The following is a 20352-nucleotide window of genomic DNA, read 5'->3' as shown; positions in this document are numbered from 1 at the left end:
GTCATGTCCTTGCCAAAACCGAACTGGGGATGGGCGTCGCTGCCATTCCTGCTGTTGATCTGGATCGCCCTGGCGAGCCGCTTTCCCACCTACATCCTGCCGCAGCCCTGGGACGTTGCCCGCGAGGCGCTGCGCTGGCTGGGCGACCGCTCGCTGTTGCAGCACCTGCAGGCCAGTGTGCTTGAAGAGGTGGGGGGCTTTTGCGCGGCGGTGATCGTTGCGATTGCGCTGGGCACTGGCGCTGGCCTGTCCTCGCGTTTTCGCGACTTTATCTCGCCACTCAACAGCCTGTTCATGGCCATCCCGCCGATTGCCTGGGCGCCGCTGATCATGATCATTTTCGGCCTGGGCTATGTGTCCATCGTGCTGGTGATTTTCATTGCCGCGATGTTCCCCATGGCGGTGACCATCCAGGAGGGCGTGCAGAGTATTCGCGGCGGTGAAGTCCGCGCGGCGCGCACCTTGGGTGCCAATGCCTGGCAACTGTTGGCCCACGTCTACCTGCCGGCCTCGTTGCCGTTCGTCACGGCCGCCTTGCGCATTGGCTTCAGCCAGGGCTGGCGGGCACTGGTCGCGGCGGAAATGATCGGCGCCTCCCAGGGCATCGGCTGGATGGTGTCCACGGGCGGCCAGATCGGCAACAGCAGCCAGGTGCTGCTGGGCATTGTCGTGATCGGCCTGATTGCCTGGCTGATGGAGAGTTTTGTATTCCGGCGCATCGAGCGTCACTACCAGAAATGGCGCGTGCAATAAGCGCTACCTGCTTGTCTTCGTCCCCCTTTCAAACCTTCAGTGGACCACTGCACGAGGTGTCATGTGAGTAACGTTTTCGATCCCCGCGAAGCCGGGCATTACATCGCCCCGCAAGGCTTGTACGAGCGCAACAAGAAACGTCCGTTCCTGGGCAGCGTCCACTGTGATCGTGACACGCTGGTCGCCGGTCAATGGGATGAAATCACCCTGGTCTACGAGGTCGGTGGCAGTGGCCTGGCCGATGGTGCCTGGCTCAAGCTGGCCTTCAAGTTCTACTCCGACTGGGCTTTGTTCCAGACTTCGAACCCGGCCGGCCCCAACTACGTCAGCGCCGAATACCAGGCCGGTGAACTGGTGCCCGGCCAGAGCCAGGCCACCGTGCAGCACTTGAAAGTGCGCTTCGACCAGAAGGGCCATGAACGGCCGTTCCAGAAAGCGATCATCATCGACATCATCGACGGTTACCTGAACCCGGGCGACAAAGTCATCATTCGTCTGGGTGACCGACGCCAGGGCGGGGCGGGGACGCGGGTGCAGAGTTTCGTCGAGAAGGACTTCCGTTTCCGTCTGTTCATCGACCCGTTGGGCAGCTCGAAATTTGCCGAGGTGCCGGGCGACCCCTTGCTGGACATCGTGCCGGGACCGGCGCGGAGCGTGCAGTTGATCGTGCCGCGACTGGTCAGCGCCGGTGAGGCGTTCGATGTCCTGTTGCGGGTGGATGATGCCTGGGGCAACACCTGCCGAAACTTGCCGCTCAACGGTGTCCTGACCCTCGTTGACCCGGAAGGTGGCGAGCGCCAACAGCCGTTCACGCTGGCCGCCGAAGGTTGGGCCACGGCCCGGCTCGAGGGGCTTGATCTCGGCGCCGTGGGCGAGTGGCGTTTGTCCGCCAAGGTGGCAGAGCCTTTTGTCGACGGCGCCCAGGCCTTTGTTACCGTCGACCCGGCCGGTACTGCGTTGCGTCCGCTCTACGCCGACCTGCATGTGCACTCCGATGACACGGTGGGCACCAACGACACCCTGTACAACCTCAGCTACGGTCGCGATGTCGCCGGGCTCGATGTACTCGGCTACACCGCCAACGACTTCAATATCACCGAGCAACGCTGGGACCAGGCGGTCAAGTTGATCCACGAACTCAACGAACCGGGGCGATTTGTTTGTTATCCCGGCACCGAGTGGTGTGGCAACTCTTGTGCGGGCGGCGACCGCAACGTGGTGTTCCTGCATGACCGCAAGCCCGAGTTCCCCTTCGACAACCAGGGGCGGCTGGTGCGCTCCTTCGAGTGGAACGAGTTCACCGCCGGCACCATCAAGCCGGGGGCCTGGCCGGTGGACGAGTTGTACGCCGCCTATGCCAAGGACCCCGAAGGGCATCTGATGATGCCCCACGTCGGCGGACGTCGTTGCAACCTCGACTGGCATCACCCGGAGCTCGAGCGGCTGATCGAGGTCGGTTCGGCCTGGGGCCAGTTCCATTGGGTCTACGCCGAAGCGTTGCAGCGCGGCTATCGGGTGGGAGCCGCGGCGAACAGCGATGAACACCAGGGCCGCTGCGGTGGCGGCGTGCCGGCCACGGCGGTGTTCGGCTCCCGTGGCGGGCTGACCGGCGTTGTCGCCGAGGCTTTCGACCGCGCCAGTGTGGGCAAGGCCCTGCGCGCTCGTCGCACCTTTGCTACGACGGGGGAGCGTTCGTTCGCCAGCTTGCGTCAGGGCAGGCACTTCATGGGTGAAGTCTTCACTGCTGATTCGAATGCCACCTTGGACTATCGACTGCTGGGCGAGGCGGGCTGGGAGCAGGTCGATCTGTTCGATGGCGACAAGCTGATCTGGTCGCGCAACCTGCATCAGGAACTGGGTTTTTGCACGCAACGCATTCGCTTGCGCCTGGGGGGCGCACGGATCAAGGACCGTTATCGCGGCGCCTACTGGACCGGCGAAATCCGCATCACGGGCGCGGTCATCAATGGCTTCCGCGCGTTGGGCCTCGATCATCCCGAGCAGACCGTATGGCGCAAGGATGCGACGGTCCTGGCGTTTCGCACCGACACCAACGGCGATACCGACAGCATCGAAATCGACCTGTCGCAACTGGCCGGCGCGACGCTGCAGGTCCACAGCCGTATCGACAACTACGTCAAGGTCGGCGACCCGTCCGAGCCGCAACCTTACGTACACGCGCCGACGGTGTTGATGACGCTGTCCGGCGAACAGTTGCTGGCGCAATCGCAAGTGGTCGAAGAGTTGCCGGGCGCGGAGTTGAAGGTGTCCCTGGAACGGGTGACCGCCGCAGCGCTGCCCCGTGAGCTGCAGGGGACAATCGAACTGGCCCGGTTGGGTCTTGAGCCAGGTCGTGAACACCCGCTGTTCATCTGCGCCCGCCAGCGGGATCAATCACGGGTCTGGACGTCCGCACTGTTTCTGACCCTGTAGGCGCTGTCGAGTGCAACGAGGCTGCGGTCTTTCCCCAGACACTTGAGTCTCAAGCGAGAGATCAAAAGATCGCAGGCTTCGCCAGCTCCTACAGGGCCCAGCGGGAGCCATCTCTGGCCACATTTTTCGCAAAACCCCGACAGTCCCGGCAAACCTGCGAAAGCTCGCTAGTCCCGGTTGCGAGAAAGTGAAGCCGTCGATAACGACAGCGCCCACGGGCGCCGGGCTGGCGAATGTCTCGTCGGCCCGCTCACGCAGGAGAGCGATCATGACCGATATCCAACATAGCATTCCCCACGAAGTCGAAGGCAAGGTCGCACTGGTCACCGGAGCCGCCAGTGGCATCGGCAAGGCCATCGCATTGCTGTTGCATGCCCGCGGCGCCAAGGTGGTCGCGGAAGACATCAACCCCGCCGTCCATGAGCTGGCCCGTCCCGGGTTGGTGCCGCTGGAGGCTGACATCACCGAGGATGGCGCTGCCGAGCGCGCCGTTGGCCTGGCCGTCGAACAGTTCGGCCGGTTGGACATCCTGGTCAACAACGCCGGGATCATCATCAACAAGCTGGTGATCGACATGACGCGCCAGGACTGGGAGCGCATCCAGGCAGTCAACGCCACCGCGGCCTTCCTGCATTCACGCGAAGCGATCAAGGCGATGATGCCCAACCAGTCGGGGGCCATCGTCAACATTGCCTCCTACGCGTCCTATTTTGCCTTCCCGACCATTGCCGCCTACACCGCCTCCAAGGGTGCCCTGGCTCAACTGACGCGGACCCTGGCGCTGGAAGTCATCGGGCATGGCATTCGCGTCAATGCGGTCGGAGTTGGCGATGTGGTCACCAACATCCTCAATGACGTGGTCGAGGACGGCCCGGCGTTCCTTGCCCAGCACGGTGAAGCCGCGCCTATCGGCCGAGCCGCACAGCCGGAAGAAATTGCCGAGGTGGTTGCGTTCCTGGCGTCGGACCGTGCCAGCTTTATCGTCGGTTCGGTGGTCATGGCGGACGGTGGCATGACGGTCACTGCTGGCTGAGTCAAGAAAAACGGCGCCTATCCCATGAAGGGTAAGCGCCGTTTTTTTGCCTGCGGCCTTGAGCGTTTGTTCAGAGTTGCACCCGACGAAGTCTGCCGTTTAACGGCACCACGCTTCCATCTGGCGCAGGCAGTGGCCGCCCGACCAGCCCCATGCCTTCGCTGACCAGTACCGCGTCGGGTAACAGGCATAGGTTGGAAGGGGTATCCAGGTCGCGGGCGAGAACCGTGATCTGGGCTGTCTGCAAGTCGCAGCTCAGCAGTCGCCCACTGAACCGGGTAAAGCCACCATGCAGGGGTTCGCCGTTCCAGTCGGGGAGCAGCGGTTGTTGCAGGCGCTCGCAGAGCTCCAGCACCAGCAACTGGCCGTTGGGGCGCAGCGCCAGCCCGGTGGGCAGTTGCAGGCCGCGAATCAGGATGTCGATCCTGGCGCTGGCGGGCCAGACCCGGATCACCTGGCCGGCCTTCTCGGCGAAGTCGATGCCCTTGCGGCTCGGGTCGCCGTGCAGTTCGCCCGAGAACAGGCTGATCAGCACGGCGTCTGTCGCCGGTTCGTACACCAGGGTCACGGGAACGGCCTCCTGGCCTTGATCCAGTTCGGGCAGTTGCGCCAGTACGCGCTCTTCCTGGCCTGTGACGAACTCCACCAACTGGTTGGTATCGGGCTTGACGGCCAGCCAACTGCGGCGGGTCGGGTGGTAGCACAGCGCATTCAGGTTGCCACGGCTATGAAAGACCGGTTCGGGCGGTGTGAATTGCAGGTCCAGCAGTTTGGAGCCGGCGACGTAATCGGTCTGGCTGACCAGGCAGCGTCCGTCACCACAGGCGATGTCCGACACCCCCATGATTTCATCGCGCAGCATGCGCGCCTGCATGTTCATGGCGCGAAACCCTTGCGCCAGGGTTTCGCGGGGCAGGTAGGCGTCGGGCCGCTGCGGATCCGGTCGCAGTCGGCTGATACGGCCGCTGAAGGGTTGGTCGGGCAACCCCGAGCCTGCTTCGGTCAGCAGCAGGCTGCCATCGGCTTGCAGGCAGAGGCCGCGAGGGTTCAGCAGGTCCTCGGCGACCAGGGTGCTGGGGCGCAGGTTTTCCCCGGGGTGTGCGGGGATCTGAAGGGGAACGGGCATAGGCTCTCTCCGTGAATGAGCAGGGGATACGGTCATTGCGGCGGCTGCCACGGTTCACCGGTGAGATAGGCCCGCAGCAACGCCCGTTGGCAGGGCGACATCGAGCGCACCACGGGCATGAACAGCGTGGTGCCTTTGTAGGCGTCCGAGGTACGGGCGAGGATGGGGTTCTTGGCGCCCATGATGGCGTCGGGCTGATTCAGCGGGATATAGCGCGACATGGCGGGGAAGGCCAGGTAGTGAAAGCGCAGCACGTTGGGATACATCAGCGGCCAGGTGATGGTGGTGCCCTTGGGAATGCCGAAGTCGGTCTGGGCGTATTTGCGAAAGTTGGTGAAGTAAGCGCTGCTGTCGAGGCCATTGGCCGTGCAGGTCAGGGCGACGAAACCGGCCTGGGCGGCGCTGCCCGGTTTGACGGTGACGGGGAAGCTGACTGAAAGCTGGCCGGCGCTGACCGTCAGCGAGTCAGGGTAGTCGAGGAAGTCCCAGTACTGCGGTTCTTTGTACGTGGGAGGATCAGCTGCCGGGATTGCCTGCAGGCCGATTTCGGTGGTGCTGGGGACCGCCCCGCCCAGGTACCTGACCTGCAGGGTGACCGACAGGCCGTTGGGGTAGTCCTCCAGGTAGACGTTGCGCTGGTCGGCATAGATCCGATAGGTCGACTCGGTGGCTTGCAACGTGGTGCCGGCGACCTTGCCCGGAGCGTTGATTGCCAAGGCAGAGGTCCGTACTGCCTGTAGCTGGTCGGCGGTCAGGGGCAGGTCGACGATGCCGCCATACACGTAGTAGTCGAATAAAAAGCGGCTGGTCGGCTCCAGGGTCGTCAGGGTCGTGGTGCCGGCGCTGATGGTCACGGTCCCGTAATCGGCGTTGGGGCCGATCGGGCTGGTGATGTCGTCCCTGACGGCCCGGAAGGTTTCCTTCGGAATGACGTTCACCATGTCGATGCTCAGGTAACCGGTGTCGCCCAGGTCGGCATAGCCGGCATTGCCGGTACTCTGGTTGACCAGTTGCCGGCCCGGCTGGCAGTTCAGCGGCTCGTCGGCGAAGGCCGGGGCCAAGGTGCCGATGACCCGGCCGATGCTCGGGTTGGGCGTGTATTTGCCGGCGGCGTAGTCGGCGTCCAGTTGTTCGGTGGTCATCGTCGGGCACATTTCGAACATGACGAAACGCAGGACGATGCCCGTCGCTCCTGGTGCCTGGATGATCGAGCGCAGGCCGCTGCTGTTCTGGTTCCAACTGACAATGCTGCTCAAGGGAAAGGTCAGTTGAAACGTGCCGCTGGCGTGGAAAGAACCCGGCGCGTCCATTTTCGCTGGCAGCAGCACACGTCCCGCCACGTCGAAACTGCTGCACACGGTGTTGCTGCGGATCAGCAGTTGGATGTTGTCGTTGCCACCGATTTGCAGGCCGCCGACGAAGATCTGGGTGGTCGTCGAGGAGGTGGGGTCCAGGTCCACCATCATCGGGCCGGAAACGGGGCCCTGGCCGGTCACCGGGTCCACCGAACCGAGCAAATAGACGGCCTGGCCCACCAGGTCGCCGGTGGTGTTGATGCTGCCGGGGATGCCCTGGGAGCTGATCAAGGCGTTCTGCATGTCGACGACATGCTGCCCGTAGTGATTCCAGCCACCGGCGGTGTAGTAGTTGCCGGCGGGGGCATTGATCATGTTGTTCAACTGGTCGTCGGTGTAGGGCTCGGCGCCCGGTGCCAGGGTCGAGGTGGTCAGGTCGAAGAGCGGCCAGTCATCGTTGCCATCGTAGGGAATGGTCGGGGAGTTGTTCGGCAGACTGACGTCGGTGCGGATGCCGCCCCAGAAGTTCAGCCGTGGTCCGTTCAGGATGCTCATGAGTTATTCCTCGTCCTTGATGGTTTTGCCGACAGGTGAATTGGCGAATTTGAACAGGTAGGAGTAGTCGGATTTGTAGGGACTCTTGACCGGTGTCGCCATGGAGTGGCAATTCATGCAGCTGCTGTTGGGCTGGATGTAGCTTTCCATGGTCACGTTGGCCGAAAGGGCGGGGGTCGGCTGGCCCAGCGGGTTGCTGGGGTTGTCCGGCATCAGCGGGCGCTGGGTGGTGATGAGTTGGTAGTACTTCAATACGCTGCGTTGCAGGCCCGGGTCGCTGCGGTAACGGGCGTTGACCTCGTTGGTGATCTCGGCGATCGGGGTGTACCGGTTCAACGGGTTCGGGGTCTGGAAGGTGGTGCCAGGCTTGGGCACGCAGACCAGGTGTGCGCCCTGGGTCTGCCAATCGCAGGGCGACTGGTTGAGCGTGGCTGCCGGGGCGCTGGCGTTGAAGTAGGAATAAGCCGTGCCGGAGGTCGGCTGGTCGACCCATGCACCGTTCACCAGCGTTTTGGGCGGAACGTTGTCGATCTGTTCGAAGGTCGACCAGATCCACTGCGGATAGCCGTTCACCTTGGTGATGACGTGCAGTCCTACCAGCCCCAGGTAGGCTTCGGTGACGCCGGTGCGCTGGCCTTGGTCGTCGAACGTGGCCACGCGCGCAAGCATGGTCAGGTAGCGGCTGGCATTGTCGTTGGGGGTGAGGATGCGCCAGCTCGATTTGACCTCGATGACCCCATAGGGGAAGTAGATGTTGTTGGCTTTGGAAACCACATCGGCGTTATAGAACTGGTTGGCGACGATGTAGTTGTAGGAGGTCTCGTTGGCCGAGATGTCGTAGTAGGTCGGGTTGCCGGCCTGGTCGATCAGCCAGCCGCCGACGGCCTGGTCGACGGCATTCACCTGGGAACTGTTCTTCAGCGCGGCGATGTTGATGATGCCCAGGCTCTTGGCAAGCTGCGGGGTGTTCCAGGGGCCTGGGTCGGCCCCCCGTGGCAGGAAGGTTTCTTCCACGGTCTTGTAGGTCTGCCAGACGGTGTAGCCGGGGTCCCCCGGCTGTTTGCTGCAGTCGGGATCACCGCGCTGTCCCGCCTGGGCGGGCCAGTTCACGGCGATGAACAGTTGCCAGCTGTATTGATCGAACAGGTCCTGGCTGGCACTGGCCGCTGGCGCTGTACTGGGGGGTTGGCAATTCAGGTTCGAGGCCTGCGTCCGTGGCATGGTTTGTTCCTGGGATTGCTCCAGGCCCAGGGCCGGAAGATTGGCCAGGCCCAGCAGTACCAGGATGAAACGGAGTGAAGTGTTCATGGCGATCCTTCGTCATTGGTCAGGGTTTGCGCTGCATGAGCTTGTTCCACTGCGCCTTTTGCCCGTTGCTCTGTGAAGCCGGTGGCTCGAACAGCTGGCAGGGCGGTGGATTCGCCGGGCACATCGCGGCCACCTGCGCCCAGGTCTGGGCAGGGTCCGGTTTGGCGATGCGGAAGTTGGTGTAGTTCTGGCTGACGATGGGGGCATTGGCGACGCTGCTGTCACCGGAGAAAAAGAACGATTGGGGCTGCCGGTAGGGCGGTTGCCCCGACATTTTCTTGTAGAAGGCATAGCCGAACAGGATCGGACCCTGCGGCGATTGAAGGTCCAGCGCGTAGGCCTGCACGCTGCCATTGAGGTTCTGGCTGCGCTCGGCGCTGTAGGGCAGGTGCTGGATGAAGTCTTGCCGCGGCGGATGATTCATCGGCGAAAACATGCAGCAGGCCGGCATGTCCTTGGGGCGATCCTGCGGGTAGGTCAGGAAGTACGCCTTGTTGCCCAGGGACACGAAGGAGCAGGTGTAGTTGTTGTTCTTGATCGGGAAGATCGGCAGGCAGTACTTCTCATAATGCTCCATCATCGCACCGAAACCGTCGCCATCGGCCGGGATATAGGCCGTGTCGTAGTAGCTGGTTCCTCGGGAGACGGTGTAGTCCGCCGGGGTCAGGGTGGAGGGCGGATTGCTGTAGGGCGGCGGGTTTTTCTCATAGTTGTGCATCACCCGGTACATGGTCCAATCGCTGATCCAGAACGCCGGGAAAAACGGATCGGAAGGCTCGCCTGGGAGGCGTTTGGCGATGCAGTTGCCGTTCTGTTCGTTGCAGCCCTCGGTGTTGTGCACGCCCATGGTGAAGTACACCGCGCCGCTGTCCTGGGCGAACAGAGGTGTGCTGAACAGCAGGATCAACAGCAACAACCGGTTCAAGATACTGGTTTTCATAGGTCATTCCTTTGAAAAGTACCGGGTGACACTGTGGGAGCCTGTGGGAGCAAAGCTTGCTCGCGATGAACGATAACGCGGTCATTCGAAAGACCGCGGTGCCTTCGTCGCGAGCAAGCTCAGCTCCCACACAAGCTCGCTCCCACAGTGGTTTATCCTCCTTGGGTGAACAGCGTCACGGTCAGAGGTTGTCGTAATCGCTCATCTTGAGTTGTTGTGGCGGATAGTTGCGCTTGACCAGCTTCTGGGCCCACAGCTCCAATACCGCGCGGCGGCTCTGGGACATGTCACGGGTGATAGGCATCGAGAGCGTGCTTTCCTCCTGGTAGGGCTTGCTGATCAGCACAATCAACTGGTCGATGGCGCCTTCGACGCGCGCCTGGGAGTTGAGCGGCATGTACTTGTTCATGATCGGGTACAGGTAATAGAAGGTCTGCAGGATGCGTGGGTAGAGGAAGCCCTCCCACAGCTGCGTCGCGGCGTTCTGATCCTTGTAGACGGTGTTCCAGTAGTTGATGAAGTCCTGTTGCAGCTGCACGTCCAAGGGCAGGACGCGGAGCGGGGCGAGGAAGTCGATGTAGGCTTGGGGCAGCGGGAAGCTGAAGGGAATGACCGGATCGCTGTCGCCTTCCTTGACGAAAAAACGCAAGGTCGGGAAGCCCGGGGCCACGGCCCTGAAGCTCACCTGGGCGATGCCGTTGGCGTCGGTGGTGGTCGCTACATAAGAGTAATCCACCGGAGTGGCGTGGACGTCGTCGCTCAGGGTTCCGGTGGCGTAGACGCCGGCATCGAATGCCAGGCAAGGGTGCAAGTCGATCGTGACCGGTTTGCCGTCGCCCTGCAGGAATTGCTGATAACCGATCGGGTTTCCACTGGACTGATCCGTACTCTGCAGCGCAGTCAGTCGGCGGCCGCTGCCTTTGGCCAGATAGTTTTGTACGGGCGGCGCGTTATTGAAATTCGGCAGATTGGCCTTGTTCTGGGTGGGGTCGTCTGGGTGGTCGAAGAACAGCGTGAAATTGGCCGCGTTGCTGGAGGCCAGGTAGTAGTCGCTGGTGGTCACCATGTAGGGGTTGCCATATTCCGCCACCCACAGCGTGGTATTGGCCGCCGGCTGACCATTTTTCTGCACCATGATGGTCAGCGTCTTGTGGTCGCCCACGTCGATGAAACTGCCGCTCTCCACCACTTCGGCGGTCCAGGTTTGCTGGGTGGCGGCGATCACGGGTGTCGGGGCGGCCGTGGCCTTGAGTCGCAGCTCCAATGGATGACCTGGTTGTAGTTTCGTCAGGTCCGCGTCGCTGAGCGGGAAGTCCTGCAGGCCGGAGCGTTTGTCGAAGGCTGCCTGGTCATACCGGTCGAAACCCAAGTCCACTACCGGCGTGAATTGATCACCCTCGCGTACACCCAGTTGATAGTCGCCGGCCTGGAATTTTTCGGCGGTCAGGATGGGCGCATTGGGCTCTACCGGATAGAACGGGAACGTGTTGGCCAGATCCAGCGACAGGGTGTTGCCGGTAATCTGCACTGAAGTCACGCCCAGTGTGGCGTTTTGGGGAGTCCCATTTGGTTGAACAACAGGTACGGCCTGCGCGGGCACCAGGCGCAGGCCGGCGGGGGCGGTCGGGTATTCGTCGGCGAACCAGAGGCCCAGGGTCGCAGCGGTGCGGCTGTAGGCGGGGTTGAAGAAAATACCGGAAACGTTGTCCAGGCCCTTCTGATACATCGCTTGCAGACGAGCCGTATCCGAGGGGGCATTGGAACGGGTGTTGACGTACGGGAAATCGTTGAAAACACCGTTCCTGTCGTAGCAGGTCAGGTAGGTGGAGAACCTGAACATCAGGCCCTTTGCCCCTTGCAGCTTCATCTGCTGCTGGAGGTTACTCAGCAGCGCCGAATCGCCGATGACCCATTCCAGGTTCTCCTGGGGAAAGCAGGTCTGCCAGGTGGTGGTGACATACACCAGGCCATGGAAGGTGCTCGCCCAATTGAAATTCAGGAAGCGATCCATCATTCGATACTGGCGATTGAGGGTCAGGCCACACGTGGCATCCCCCAGCATCAGCTTGTCGAAATACAACGCGGTGAAGGTGTTCTGCCACGGGCTGACGTCCACGAAGCGCGCGGCAGTCGGAGCGTTGCTGCCAAAGGGATTGCCGAGCAATTGGTAATCCCTGCCAACCAGCGCATCCTCGGTGATGTAGGTGTCGGCCTGCAGCTCGCCGCCAATGATCGTCGAGCGAGTACCTTTGTAGCTCACCGTGCCGCAGGCATTGTCGCCAAACAGATCCCATTCGGCGGGCATGTACGGGTAGGTTCCCGGGTTGGCATTGGTCGGTACCTGCAGCATATAGGCCGGCAGCTCCGCCATTGTCAGGGGCTTGATGGCCCAGGGCATCAGTAGGGTGGGGGCGTTCTTGGCGTTGATGTCGAAGTGGCTCATGAACGGCCAGTTTATGTCCGCGTTGACCGCGTCATACAGCGGATACACGTCGTTGTTGTTGGCCGTTGGCGGGTTCCAGAACATATGGCCGTTGAGGTAGATACGGGGGAAATTCAATACGCTCATGTCATGCTCCTTAGCGTTGCCACTGGGCGCGTTTCAGCGACCAGACAAAGTCCAGTTTTTTGTAGCCATCGAATGCCGAGGGCGGCAGCGGGGTGGTGGGATAGACAATGCCGCCCCCGTGGTTCAGAGCGAAATTGAAGTAGCCTTTGTCGTTCGAGTAGGCGGCGGTGCCGTGGCAGGCCAGGCAGGACGAGGTGTTCTGGAACGCCGATTCCAGCTGTGAGTTGGCCAGTACCTGGGTGATGGGTTGGAACTCGACCCCGATCAACTCGTACTTCGACAGGTTCCGGTTGTTGGCCTGGAAGCTGGTGTTCACCGGCTTGGCGGCCGGAGTCGGCCCCGTGGTGTTGGTCATCGGCGCAGGCGGGGCGGCATTGGTGACGGTGTACTTGCTGTTGTTGATGTTTTCGAAGGTGGTCCAGACCCAGTTGGCGTTCAGTTTGTTGACGACATGCAGACCGCTCAATGCCACATAGCCGACCTGGTAAGTACCGTCGTCCTGCTGGTAGTAGGCCTGGGCAATGTAGTAGCCGTCATTTACCAGGGTTTGTCGGTAGGTCGTGTCTGTGCCGATCCACAGCCACGCGGCTTTCAACTCCCAGGCGGTGGGGGAAAGTTCAGGTCGTTGGCCAGGGCGGCCTGGCCATTCACGTTGTAGACCTGCTTGTTCACGATGTAATCGAACGTGTCCTTGCCCATCAGCAACTGAAAGCGTACGGGGTGGCCTTGTTGGGCATCGGGCACGGCACCCCCCATTTGCAGGATCAGGCCATCGACCTGTTGGGTGGCATTGATGTTATGGAAGGATCGGGACAGGTCCATGCCTTGTGCCTTGGCTTGCGTCACCACCGCGGCCGGGAGCGGTGCGGAGCTGTCATAGGCGCCCGGTGGTGCGCCGTTGGGCAGGTAGACCTGGTCCGAGGGCTTCATCATCTCCCACACCAGATTGCTGCTTTGCGCGGTACTGGGTTGGTTCAAGCAGACGAACCAGTTCCAGGCCATGGTCTCGGGACTCTGGGCAAACGCGGTCCGAGTCTGGTTGATGTCTGCTCCAAATTGCAGGAAGTTGCTGCAATCGAAGTTGTTGGTGTCCTGTGCCTGGGCCAAACCGGCCAGGGCACTGAGAACGGTTATGGAAATGGCTCGCCGCATGGAAGCTCCTTGGCATTCGCCGTATCGGCATGAGGGTGCCCCCGGAAGTGTTCCAGGAGCAGTTGCTTCACCGCCGTGGCCGCAAGGTGCTGTGGCAACGACAGATCACAATTGGTGATGAGCAGCGGGCCGGTCTTCTCGCTCGTGGGCAGCCGTCCGTGGCTGCCGCGGACCAGGCGGGTGTCCAGCGGAATCAGGTCCATGTAGTAGCGAAAGCCGAGCTTTTTCTGGAGCAGGCGGCGCGCCACTTTCAATTTCGGGAAGCGAATGGCCGGGTCGATGAACAGCTCGAGCGGGTCGTAACCTGGCTTGCGATGGATATCCACGGTGCGGGCAAAGTCGGGAGCCTTGCGCTCGTCGAACCAGTAGTAGTAATCGAACCAGTAACCGGGCGCGGCCACGGCCACCAGCTCGCCGCTGCGGGGATGATCCAGTTGCCAGGCCTGTTGTTCGGTTTTATCCAGTACCTGTTCGATGCCGGCCTGGCGTTGCAACAGCGCCTTGACGCGGGGGATGTCGCGCGCATGCTTCACGTAGATGTGCGCGACCTGATGATCGGCCACGGCAAACGCTGCACTGGCACCGGGATCGAGCAACTCCCAGGTCAGCGATTGGCGTACCTGCAACAAGCCCTCGGCACGTAACAACCGGTTGATGGAAACGGATTGGGTGACGGCTTCGATCCCGTATTCGGACAGCAGCATCACTGCCGCGCCTTGCGCTTGGGCAAAGTCCAGCAGACGCCCGACTTCGCTGTCGATGGCGCGTACCTCGTCGGCAATCGACGGGTGATCGGGCCCCAGGCGTTGCAGGCTGTAGTCGAGGTGGGGCAGGTAGATCAATTGCAGGTCGGGGTGGTTGAGCTGGAATTCGGCAATGGCACAATCGACGATCCAGCGACTCGAGGCGATGCCGGCCGCCGGTCCCCAGAAGCTCGGAAAGGGAAACTCGCCGATCTGCTGTTCGATACGCTCATGCAACGAGGCCGGCGCCGAATACAGGCCGAACATCTTGCGACCATCGGCCGGGTAGTGGGGCCGTGGGGTAATGGCGGCGTCCACGTCGGCATACATGTTGTACCACCAGAACAACTGGCTGCAGCGAAACCCGGGGTACTGACGCTTGAGTGTCTGCCAGACCTTTTCCCCCTGGATCAGTGCGTTGGGTTGCAGCCAGAAACGCACTTCGGCCTGGTCGCGGAAATACCAGCCGTTGCCGATGATGCCGTGTTCCGACGGTGGCTGTCCCGTGAGGATCGAGGCCTGCACGGTCGAAGTGACCGCCGGGAACACCGGTTGCAGCGTGGCCATCTTGGCCGTTTTCAACAGGGCATTGATGCAGGGCGTCGCGGCACCCAACAGCGCGGGCGTCAGGCCGACCACGTTGATCAGCAGCAGCGGCTGGCGCGCAGGATCAGAGCGCATGGGCATGGGCCTCCAGCGCTTGAGGTTGCAGCAAGCGGCGCTGCTGCAACTGGTCCTCGACCCAATGCAACTCCGCCGCGATGCCCTGGAGTTGGGCGTGCTCGGTCGTGGGCCGCAATTGGCTGGGCAGGACGCCCCAGCTGTAGGTTTCCACTTCCAGTACGGGGCGAAAATCCCCATGGTCGGCCAAAAAGTCGAACGTTTGCGACAGGGCAACCTGGCTGCCGCTGAGTTCGGGCAGCAGCAACTGCTCGCTGAACAGCGGAATGTGGAAGTGAATCCTCAGTTCGGGATGAGAGACGCGGTTTTGCTCACAATCATCCAGGGCCGCGGGGAGGTCCGCCCAGGCCGATAACCGGTCCTGTCCATTGCGGGCCTTCACTTGATGCAGGTAGGTGGGTTCGGCAAAACCGCTCAATGTCTTGAGCACCTGTTCGCGCCGGTGCTCGTCCTCAGGCAGGCGACAAATCAGTGCATTGGATAACTGGATCTTGCCGATGGGGACCCGGGCCTGACGCAATCGGTCCAGTGATTGATAGCAGTCTTCGAACATCACGGCCTGGTGGCAAACGTCAAAGCACAGCGCCAGGTGTTCATGGTGCGGGTCCGTGGCTTGCCAATGGCGGAAGAAGGCGATGGCCTGGTCGGTGTTTTCCAGCACGCAATCGGGCTCCATTTCCAGGCAGACCACGATCTTCTTGCCCGTCTCCCGTTGCAGCCGGGCCAGCCCGGCAGTGAGCTCGCGCAGTTGGTGCTCGGCATGTTGCTGTAGCGTCGGGCTCCAGTGGGCGGCATAGCCCAGCGGCAGGCTGGAGATCACCCCCTGGGCACAGTCCGCTGGCAGGGCCTGGGCGAGAAATCGAGCCAGGTCCAGGCTGTACGCCAGCCGCTGCGGATCGGCCCAGCTGGGCAGGTAGACGTCGGCTTTCACCGCGCCCTGGTGAAATTGGCCGTAGGGAAACCCATTGAGTGAGGTCAGGCGTAGCCCGCTGCGTTGCAGCAGGTCGAGGAAATCCGCACGGGTCGGCGCTTGTTGGAGTTCGGCGACGGCGAGGGCGCTGATCCACAATCCACTGTCCTGCGTGTCGAGCCCGCGCAGTGTGCGCACGGTGTGGAAATGCCGTTCGACGGATGCGCGCAGCCCGCCCAGGTCATGGGTCGGGTGCACGTTGCTGCAATAGCCGATCTGCGTGGCCGTCCAACCCGTGCGGGCGCTCATTTGATCACCGGTTCCTGGCCCCGCAGGGCGGAGTTGTCCTGCCATTGCCGCCGCTGATCGATGGGCAGGGGCGTGCTGACCAGGGCTTTGTCCAACTGGCCGCTCTGGGCAAAAAAGTCCACCGGGTTGTGGAACAGCACTTGTTCGACCTGGTCTTCACTGAAGCCTGCGGCCAACATTGCCTGGCCGGTCTTGGGCACCTTGAGCGGGTCGCTGATGCCCCAGTCGGCGGCGCTGTTGACCACCATTTTTTCCGTGCCGTACTGCTGCAGCAGCGCGACCATGCGCTGTTCCGACATCTTGGTGTTGGGGTAGATGGAGTGGCCGCGCCAGCAGTCGCTGTCCAGCACCAGGGGCAGGGTCAGTTCGTTGAGGTGGTCGATGATCACCATATGTTCGGCAATGCCGACCTCGCGAATGACCGCGAGCGTGCGTTTGGTGCCGCCGATCTTGTCGCGGTGCGGCGTGTGCACCAGCACCGGCAGATTGAATTGCTTGGCCAGCTCCAATTGCGCGGCGAGGAAGCGATCCTCTTCCGGGGTAATGTCGTCGTAGCCGATTTCACCCACCGCCACCACGCCGTCTTTCACCAGGTAGCGCGGCAGAATCTCCAGCACCTCGTTGGCCACCGACAGGTCATTGGCCTCCTTGGGGTTCAGGCCAATGGTGCAGAAGTGATGGATGCCAAACATGCTGGCGCGAAAGCGCTCCCAGCCCAACAGTGTGTCGAAGTAGTCGATGAAGCTGCCGACGCTGGTCCTGGCCTGGCCCTGCCAGAAGGCCGGCTCGATTACCCCGGTGATGCCGGCGGCCGCCATGTTCTGGTAGTCGTCAGTGGTGCGGCTGACCATATGGATATGCGGGTCGAAGTACTTGAGCATGGTGAATCCTCGTCAAAAAAAGCGGGGGACGGTGGGGCATCAGTTCGGCGAAACGCCGCCCAGGTGCTCGTGCCATTGCGCCGGCAAGCGTCGTCGCTGGCCCAGGCCGGCCAGGCGCTGACGCTGCGCCGGGCTCAGCAGGTCGAAGGCAATCACGTGGGGCAGTCCGGCGGACACCGTTCGTTCGGCGGCGAGTTGTTCGTCCAGCAGGTCGAGGGCCAACTGGTTGAGGGTGACGCTTTGTCGTTGTGCCAGGCCGATCAGGCGTCGTACGTCGAGGCCCATGCCCAGCGCTTTCAACACCAGTTGGCTGAAGGCCTGTTCGTTGTAGTGACGCGACGGGTAGGCGGTGTCCAGGGCGAGGGCGGCGAACACCTGGCTGTTGCTGGTGCGTCCGGCCTGGCGTGCAAGCTCCACGCACGTCCCGCGGCTATCGAGCCAATCGAGGGCTTTCAAGGTGGCGACCTTTTCCTGGTCGTCGCCCCACAGGAACAATTGGTGCAGCAGGGCGACTTGCCCGGCGGCGGGCTGCTGTTCCAGCACCTGGGCCAGCAGCAACGCCCGCGCCATTTGGACGTTACTCCAGCCGGCGATATCGGGCAGTGCTCGCTCCTTGAGGTTGCGCTTGCACTGGCTGCTCAAGAGTGACGAGGTATTGGAGTCCGGGCGCTGGGCAAGTTGCTCCTGTGCCTGACGCCACCATTGCCGCTCGGTTTCTTCGAGTTGACGAATGAAATTTTGCCGTTGTTCGTTCACGCAGTCGTGGCGCATGTCGAGGGCCGCCGATGCCGGTGCAGTAACGTCCGTGTTCATGTTGGTTTGATCCAGCGCTGGAAATGAGGAAGCAGGAAAAACACCAGGACACATAACAGGCTGCCCAGGGGCTGGTTAGCCACGGCCAGCACCAGGGCATCGAACAGCGGCAGGGCTGCCAGGCCAGCGCCGATAAAGACGCGGACCTGCCGTTGCCGAGGGTTGGCCAGGTTGCGCCAGTAGTGCCAGCCCAACCAGCCAAGCCATAACAGCAGCACCGGCCAGAACCAGGCGCTGCCTGCGTAGATCGCCAAGGCCAGTGGGCTCAGCATCAGCAGCAGGGGGAGGCGGCTGATCAGTTGGTTGCGATGTTCCTGGCGAGCCAGGTAGGTCAGGCCGCTGATGTAGACACCGAGCAAAATGGCGCAGAGCCAGATCGGTCCCGGCGGCACCGCCAGGCTTGCCGCTGCGGTGAGGTAGAGCGCCGAGCGGCAGGCTCCCATCAGCCAGACGCTGTGGGCGTATTTCTTGTGCAGCAGGTTGTAACCGAGGATGCAGCCCACCAACAGGGTGGCGCTGCCCAGCAGCCAGTGCGGCTGCTCGATCAACCGGCTCAGGCCCAGCAGTGAGGCCGCGGCCAGCACCAGCAACAACGCAGTGGCCAGCAGCACTTGCTGGCGGCTGACCAGGCCCAGGGTGATGGGGCGGGGGTTGTGGTGTTGTTGGTCCCAGTCGGCGTCCAACAGGTCGTTCAACAGCATGCCGGCCAGGTACAGCAGCGACAGTGCCGCCAGCAGCAGGATCCATACCAGGGAAGACGGCGGAGCCAGGGCCCCGGCGCTGCTGGCGAGCAGGGCGGCGGCCAAGGTGTTGGTCCACACCGTGGGCAGGTTGGACACACGGCCGAGGGTCAGCCAGGCCTTGAGGTTCGGCGCGGTCTGGTTCATTGCGCACAGCGCTCGTTCAGGGGTAGCGCAAGCTCGACCTGGGTGGACAGCCGCTGCAATGCCTGCTCCATTCGCGCGGTATCGATTTCATGCAAGTCCACCGACTCGCCGATCCGGCTGAGCATGGGGATGGAGAGTTGCCCACCCAGATGCTGGCGGAACTCCTCCAGCCCCAGCAAAACCTGCGAGCGGCCCAGTGCATCTTTCAAGATCAGTTCCGGCGGGTTCAGGCAGAAGCCGAGCTTGAGCAGCAGGTTCAGCACCCGTTCGGTGTCGCTGTCGTTCAACAACCCCAAGGCATTGGCGTAGAGTCCATCCAGAGCCATGCCCACCGCGACGGCTTCACCATGGCGCAGTCGGTGCTGACTGAGATTTTCCAGTTTGTGAGCGGCCCAATGCCCGTAGTCCAAGGGCCGCCCGTTACCGCGTTCGAAGGGGTCGCCAGCACCGGTGATGTGCGCCAGGTGCAATTCGGCGCAGCGGCGGATCGCATAGCGGCTGGCCCCATGTTCGAAGCAGGCGAGGGCGTCGGCCTGTTGCTCCATCCACTGGAAAAACGCCTGGTCCTTGATCAGCGCCACCTTGACCGCCTCGGCCAGCCCGGCGATCTGGTCGCGCCGGGTCAGGCTGGTCAGCAATTGAAAGTCGTTGATGACTGCGGTGGCGGGATAGAAGGCCCCCAGCAGGTTTTTCTGGCCGAAGGCGTTGATGCCGTTTTTCACACCGATGCCGGCGTCGTTCTGGGCGAGCACGGTGCTGGGGATGCGAATCAGGCGAATGCCGCGGTGGAAGGTGGCGCAGGCGTAGCCCACCGCATCCAGCACCGCGCCGCCACCGACGGCCAGCACATGGCAATGCCGGTCCAAGCCATGTTTCAGCATGTCGGTGTACAGCCGCTGCAACACCTTAGAATCCTTGCTCGACTCGCCGGCCGGGACCGCGATCGGCGGCGCCTGCAGGTGCAGGTCTGGAAAGTGGCTGACGAAGTAGGCGTTGATCTGTTCCAGCAGGTGCGAGGCGCTGTGCAGCAGTTGTTCATCGGCGAATATCAACACCGTGACCGGGCCCCTGTGGCCGGCCATGAGCTGGCGGTGCAGGCAGGGATTGAGTGGATCGAATACATGATCGGTGAATACCACCGGGTAGTCGTAGCTGACCTTGAAGCGCCCGTGCAACGGTTGCTCCGCGTCGCTGCGGCGAAGGCTCTTGAACAGGCTGTACCCGGCGATGAACAGCCCGGGCAATACCATGCTGGCGAGCAGGGTCACCAACAGCGCGTTCTGCTCGACGAGAAAGGTGCCAATGGCGCTGTAGGCCAATGCCAGGCCAGCATTGGCCAGGGTGGTGACGAGGATGAACGCGCGCAGCGGGTAGCGTTGCATCCCGGCGGCGACGACCGAGGTTTCCGCCAGCACCGGGACCCCGCGCAGGCAGATCAACGACAGTGTGCCCAACCGGTACGCCAGTTGCCCCGGCTGGCGCTGATGCAGGCCCAGGCGGCCGGCCAACAAACGCAAATAGCCGGCTCCCAAGGCATAGCCCAACCCGGCGCCCAGGCACAGCCCCACGAAAATCGCCAGGTAACCCCCCACGCTGCCAAGCATCGCTACGGCCAGCAGCGCGACCATGCTCGACGGCACCGGCAGCACCACGTCCAGCGCCAGCAGGGCGATCAGCAGCAACGCCAGGTAGAGTTTCTGCGCGGGCGTCGAGGGCTGGTACAGGTTGAGATGGGTCAGGAAATCCTGGATCTGTTGTTCGAACAGCAAGAAGCTGGCGATCACCAGGGCTGAAAAGCAAACCAACGACAGCCAGAAATGTCCGGCTGCGCCTTTTTGCGAGAGCAAACGATACCCACGGCCATGCTTCATCAAGCATCCCTCTTGTTGTTATTGACTGATTCCGTGTCAGTAATTGAAAGCAACGCCAAGTGTGTGTTTTAGGCCAATAGACGCTCTCGCCCG

14 protein-coding genes and 1 pseudogene are annotated in these 20352 nt (G+C 62.4%); 3 read left to right on the top strand and 12 right to left on the bottom strand.

Annotation, left to right across the window (positions count from 1 at the left end; translation table 11 throughout):
* Positions 1-3: 3 nt before the first annotated feature.
* From AB4O09_RS18025 to AB4O09_RS18015, 3 genes are all read left to right on the top strand, one after another.
* Positions 4-753, top strand: a complete 750-nt coding sequence (locus tag AB4O09_RS18025; protein WP_003201033.1) for an ABC transporter permease — start codon at positions 4-6, stop codon at positions 751-753.
* 63 nt (positions 754-816) lie between these two features.
* Positions 817-3186 (top strand): CehA/McbA family metallohydrolase domain-containing protein, encoded by a 2370-nt coding sequence (locus tag AB4O09_RS18020; protein ID WP_028237137.1) that lies wholly within the window; start codon positions 817-819, stop codon positions 3184-3186.
* A 268-nt stretch (positions 3187-3454) separates the two neighbouring features.
* A complete protein-coding gene (locus tag AB4O09_RS18015) occupies positions 3455-4219 on the top strand; it encodes an SDR family NAD(P)-dependent oxidoreductase (protein ID WP_003201036.1) in 765 nt (254 codons plus the stop codon).
* A gap of 70 nt (positions 4220-4289) precedes the next feature.
* On the opposite strand, the gene AB4O09_RS18010 is transcribed toward AB4O09_RS18015, so the two are convergent.
* The 12 genes and pseudogenes from AB4O09_RS18010 to AB4O09_RS17955 all read right to left on the bottom strand — a co-directional run bounded on the left by AB4O09_RS18010 (position 4290) and on the right by AB4O09_RS17955 (position 20259).
* Positions 4290-5345, bottom strand: coding sequence for a hypothetical protein (locus AB4O09_RS18010; RefSeq protein WP_028237138.1), 1056 nt, complete (start codon positions 5343-5345; stop codon positions 4290-4292).
* A gap of 32 nt (positions 5346-5377) precedes the next feature.
* Positions 5378-7195: a hypothetical protein gene (locus AB4O09_RS18005; RefSeq protein WP_013693127.1), complete on the bottom strand. Its 1818-nt coding sequence runs from the start codon at positions 7193-7195 to the stop codon at positions 5378-5380.
* A 3-nt stretch (positions 7196-7198) separates the two neighbouring features.
* Positions 7199-8503, bottom strand: a complete 1305-nt coding sequence (locus AB4O09_RS18000; RefSeq protein WP_013693128.1) for a hypothetical protein — start codon at positions 8501-8503, stop codon at positions 7199-7201.
* Positions 8504-8522: 19 nt separating this feature from the next.
* Positions 8523-9443 carry a hypothetical protein gene (locus AB4O09_RS17995; RefSeq protein WP_212795800.1) on the bottom strand — a complete coding sequence of 307 codons (921 nt, stop codon included), beginning with the start codon at positions 9441-9443 and terminating at the stop codon, positions 8523-8525.
* Between the two features lie 181 nt (positions 9444-9624).
* Positions 9625-12012 (bottom strand): hypothetical protein, encoded by a 2388-nt coding sequence (locus AB4O09_RS17990; RefSeq protein ID WP_460107284.1) that lies wholly within the window; start codon positions 12010-12012, stop codon positions 9625-9627.
* A gap of 10 nt (positions 12013-12022) precedes the next feature.
* Positions 12023-13164: pseudogene (locus AB4O09_RS17985) on the bottom strand (hypothetical protein).
* On the bottom strand, positions 13143-14588 hold the full coding sequence (locus AB4O09_RS17980) for an alkaline phosphatase family protein (protein WP_003201051.1): 1446 nt from the start codon (positions 14586-14588) through the stop codon (positions 13143-13145). Before AB4O09_RS17980 ends, AB4O09_RS17985 begins: the two are co-directional and overlap by 22 nt.
* A complete protein-coding gene (eboE, locus tag AB4O09_RS17975) occupies positions 14578-15807 on the bottom strand; it encodes a metabolite traffic protein EboE (RefSeq protein WP_003201053.1) in 1230 nt (409 codons plus the stop codon). The genes AB4O09_RS17980 and eboE overlap by 11 nt, the downstream gene beginning before the upstream one ends.
* Positions 15804-16688, bottom strand: a complete 885-nt coding sequence (locus AB4O09_RS17970) for a TatD family hydrolase (protein WP_003201055.1) — start codon at positions 16686-16688, stop codon at positions 15804-15806. The genes eboE and AB4O09_RS17970 overlap by 4 nt, the downstream gene beginning before the upstream one ends.
* Positions 16689-16727: 39 nt before the next feature.
* Positions 16728-17501, bottom strand: a complete 774-nt coding sequence (locus tag AB4O09_RS17965; protein WP_460107281.1) for an EboA domain-containing protein — start codon at positions 17499-17501, stop codon at positions 16728-16730.
* Positions 17498-18388 (bottom strand): UbiA family prenyltransferase, encoded by an 891-nt coding sequence (locus AB4O09_RS17960; RefSeq protein ID WP_003201058.1) that lies wholly within the window; start codon positions 18386-18388, stop codon positions 17498-17500. The genes AB4O09_RS17965 and AB4O09_RS17960 overlap by 4 nt, the downstream gene beginning before the upstream one ends.
* Positions 18385-20259, bottom strand: a complete 1875-nt coding sequence (locus AB4O09_RS17955; protein ID WP_013693132.1) for a 3-dehydroquinate synthase — start codon at positions 20257-20259, stop codon at positions 18385-18387. The genes AB4O09_RS17960 and AB4O09_RS17955 overlap by 4 nt, the downstream gene beginning before the upstream one ends.
* Positions 20260-20352 lie beyond the last annotated feature (93 nt).

The organism is Pseudomonas sp. H1_F01 (assembly GCF_054681425.1).
This window is presented reverse-complemented; position numbering and strand designations above follow the sequence as displayed.

Coding starts and splice junctions, on each gene's coding strand:
- AB4O09_RS18025 (WP_003201033.1), top strand. CDS start 4: ATGTCCTTGCCAAAACCGAACTGGGGATGGGCGTCGCTGCCATTCCTG.
- AB4O09_RS17980 (WP_003201051.1), bottom strand. CDS start 14,588: ATGCGCTCTGATCCTGCGCGCCAGCCGCTGCTGCTGATCAACGTGGTC.
- AB4O09_RS17955 (WP_013693132.1), bottom strand. CDS start 20,259: ATGAAGCATGGCCGTGGGTATCGTTTGCTCTCGCAAAAAGGCGCAGCC.
- AB4O09_RS18015 (WP_003201036.1), top strand. CDS start 3,455: ATGACCGATATCCAACATAGCATTCCCCACGAAGTCGAAGGCAAGGTC.
- AB4O09_RS17965 (WP_460107281.1), bottom strand. CDS start 17,501: ATGAACACGGACGTTACTGCACCGGCATCGGCGGCCCTCGACATGCGC.
- AB4O09_RS18010 (WP_028237138.1), bottom strand. CDS start 5,345: ATGCCCGTTCCCCTTCAGATCCCCGCACACCCCGGGGAAAACCTGCGC.
- AB4O09_RS18000 (WP_013693128.1), bottom strand. CDS start 8,503: ATGAACACTTCACTCCGTTTCATCCTGGTACTGCTGGGCCTGGCCAAT.
- AB4O09_RS17990 (WP_460107284.1), bottom strand. CDS start 12,012: ATGAGCGTATTGAATTTCCCCCGTATCTACCTCAACGGCCATATGTTC.
- AB4O09_RS17970 (WP_003201055.1), bottom strand. CDS start 16,688: ATGCTCAAGTACTTCGACCCGCATATCCATATGGTCAGCCGCACCACT.
- AB4O09_RS17960 (WP_003201058.1), bottom strand. CDS start 18,388: ATGAACCAGACCGCGCCGAACCTCAAGGCCTGGCTGACCCTCGGCCGT.
- eboE (WP_003201053.1), bottom strand. CDS start 15,807: ATGAGCGCCCGCACGGGTTGGACGGCCACGCAGATCGGCTATTGCAGC.
- AB4O09_RS17995 (WP_212795800.1), bottom strand. CDS start 9,443: ATGAAAACCAGTATCTTGAACCGGTTGTTGCTGTTGATCCTGCTGTTC.
- AB4O09_RS18005 (WP_013693127.1), bottom strand. CDS start 7,195: ATGAGCATCCTGAACGGACCACGGCTGAACTTCTGGGGCGGCATCCGC.